The organism is Paraburkholderia sp. SIMBA_027 (assembly GCF_046535315.1).
Lineage (GTDB): Bacteria > Pseudomonadota > Gammaproteobacteria > Burkholderiales > Burkholderiaceae > Paraburkholderia > Paraburkholderia tropica.
In genome coordinates this window covers 1-259 of record NZ_JAWRWY010000951.1, presented here as the reverse complement: position 1 = coordinate 259, position 259 = coordinate 1, and the positions used below count along the sequence as shown (strand labels likewise).

General features: G+C 58.3%; 1 protein-coding gene. It reads right to left on the bottom strand.

Annotated features, from left to right (window positions below):
• The coding region (locus tag SB764_RS41930) for a hypothetical protein (RefSeq protein ID WP_410867026.1) at positions 1-193 on the bottom strand (193 nt) is incomplete at its 3' end.
• Between the last annotated feature and the right edge of the window lie 66 nt (positions 194-259).

Sequence of the window (259 nt, the reverse complement as noted above, 5' to 3'; positions counted from 1 at the left end):
ACGCTGCAATGCCACAACGCCCCGCCTGCTTGATCAGGCGCTGTAACAAGTAGCGCGCGCGTTCCACTCCTACGTGGCGCACGACACCATCAAAGGCGTCCAGCCATTCCTTGGTTTCCTCCGGGTCCATGTCGACGGGAAACGGCAGCGCAGCACCCAGCTGTACGCCCTCAAGTCTGGCATCCATTGTCATATTGATAGGCTCCGAAAAAATCAAAGTAGCGCGTCGGCACTTGAGTCCGGTAAGTGCTCACCCGAC